Source organism: Bradyrhizobium sp. UFLA06-06 (assembly GCF_054820065.1).
This window is the reverse complement of record NZ_JADFUD010000147.1, coordinates 1-2,217: the sequence shown is the minus strand read 5'-3', so window position 1 is coordinate 2,217 and position 2,217 is coordinate 1. Positions and strand designations below refer to the sequence as shown.

The 2,217-nt window shown below is 65.7% G+C and carries 2 protein-coding genes; both read right to left on the bottom strand.

Features of this window, described 5'->3' with window-relative positions; genetic code table 11:
- On the bottom strand, positions 1-654 hold a 654-nt coding region (locus IF803_RS42380), incomplete at its 3' end, for a DUF2855 family protein (RefSeq protein WP_461196147.1).
- Positions 655-759: 105 nt separating this feature from the next.
- Positions 760-2,217, bottom strand: a 1,458-nt coding sequence (locus IF803_RS42375) for an AMP-binding protein (protein WP_461196146.1), incomplete at its 5' end; no start/stop codon positions are given.

Below are 2,217 nucleotides of genomic sequence, written 5' to 3'. Positions count from 1 at the left end.
GCCGAGCGAGCTGACGAAATCGACATTGCCCCTGGAGGTCAGCCCGATCACCGGGATACCCCGTTTGTGCACGAGATGGGCGAGCCCGAACGCGGTCTTGCTCGAGGCCGACGACAGGATGACGCGGCGTGCGCCGTAGAACGCATTCTCGGCCAGGAAGTCGTCGACCAGGAACGACAGCATGAACAGCGGCAGCAGCAGCGCGCGGAAATCGCCCTGCCGGCCGGCATAGGTCGGATCGCCGGAGACGCGGGCATAGGCATTATAGACCGGCGAGACCTCCTGCCGGTGCGCGGCGCCGTCGCGCAGGCCGCGCTTGCTGACGTCGGCCGCCTCGATCACCAGATGGGTCGCCATCGGGAAATAGCCGAACAGCGTTTCGCCGGCTGCGATCATGGGATGTTTCGATGCCAGCACCTCGCCAAAGCCCCACACCGGGATGATGCCGTAGCCGTCAGGCGCCGGGAACAGGTGCCAATATTTCAGCTGCTCGCCGATTACAGCATAGGTGATGTTGTTGGCGGTGAAGGCGAAGCGGGTCACCTTCACCAGCAGCGCATCGGCCGGCAGCGCCGCGGCGTCGGGCAACTGCGCCTCGATCACCTTGCATTGCTGCAGATCGTTGCGGATGACGATGAAGTCGGTCGAGTTCATGGCGGATGATCCGGGCCCTTGGTGCACCGGCATCGTTGCGTCGATCGCCGGCCTTTTGCAACAGCAACTAAGTTTCAAACGCCGTTCGCTTCGCCGTCACATCGCTCAGCCGAGCTGTCCTTCGCGGTAGAGGTCGCGCAGCTTGCGCTTGAAGATCTTGCCGGTAGCCTCGCGCGGCAACGCGTCCATGAAGCGGATATCCTTCGGCACCTTGAAATTGGCGAGCTTGTCGCGCAGGAAATCCTGGATCGCCGCAACCGAAAGCGTGCTGCCTGCTTCCGGCTCGACGCAGGCGAACAGCCGCTCGCCGTACTCGTCGTCGGGGACGCCGAACACCGCGCAGTCGCGGACGCCTGCCATGCCGATCAGGGCGTTCTCGATCTCGGCGGGATAGATGTTGACGCCGCCCGAGATCACCATGTCGCGCTTGCGGTCGCACAGGAAAAGATAGCCGTCCGCGTCGAGATAGCCGACATCGCCGACGCTGATCAGGCCGTCGTGATCGGCCTCGGCGCGCGCCTTGGCGTTGCCGTGATAGTCGAAGTCCGAGATCAACGTCTGACGCATGAAGATCTCGCCGGGCTCGCCGACGTCGCATTGCGTCCCGTCGGGCCGGAAGGTCTTGACTATGCCACCTTCGATCGCGCGGCCGACGGTGCCGGGCTTGGCCAGCGCTTCGGCTGACGAATGCCAGACCGGGATGCCGGTCTCGGTCGAGCCGAGATATTCGTTGATGACCGGTCCCCACCACTCGATCATCGCGCGCTTGACGTCAACAGGGCAGGGCGCCGCGCCGTGGACGATGAAGCGCAGCGACGACATGTCGTAGCGGCGCCGCATCTCCTCGGGCAGGCGCAGCAGCCGCACGAACATCGTCGGCACCATATGCATGTGGGTGACACGGTGGCGCTCGATCAGTTGCAGCAGATCCTCCGGATCGAACCGCGGCTCGAGCACGATCATGCAGCCGTTGCGGAACGCGAGCATCCCGTAGGAGTGCGGCGCCGAATGGTACATCGGGCCGTTCATCAGGATCACCTGGTCCTCGTTCGGCTTGACGCCGTAGGTGATGGCACCGACGCGCCCGGCCGCCGCCTGCTGCTCTGATGGCATCGGCTTGCGCTTGACGCCCTTCGGCAGTCCTGTTGTGCCCGAGGTGTAGAACATCGGCGCCGCGCCGATCGGCGCGTCGGTCAGTGGTTGGTGCGTCTCGCGCCAGACGTCCCAGTCGGTCATGCCGTCGGGCACGCGGGTGAGCTCCGGCGCGACGCCATAGGCCGCGGCGATCTCCGGTGGCGTCGTCACCACCAGCAGCTTGATTGCCGGCGGCAGGCCGTCGCGGATCTGCGGCAACAGATCGGCGTGGCAGACCAGCGTGTCGGCGCCGCTGTCGGACAGGATGTAGGCGACCTCGTCGGCCTTCAGATGCCAGTTGATCGGCACCGCCGGGCTGCCGAGCGCGGCCGAAGCCGCGACCACCTCGAACAGCGCGAAATCGTTGCGCAGCATCATGCCGACCGGCTTGCCGCCCTGCACGCCAAGCGCCCGGAAGCCGCTTGCCGC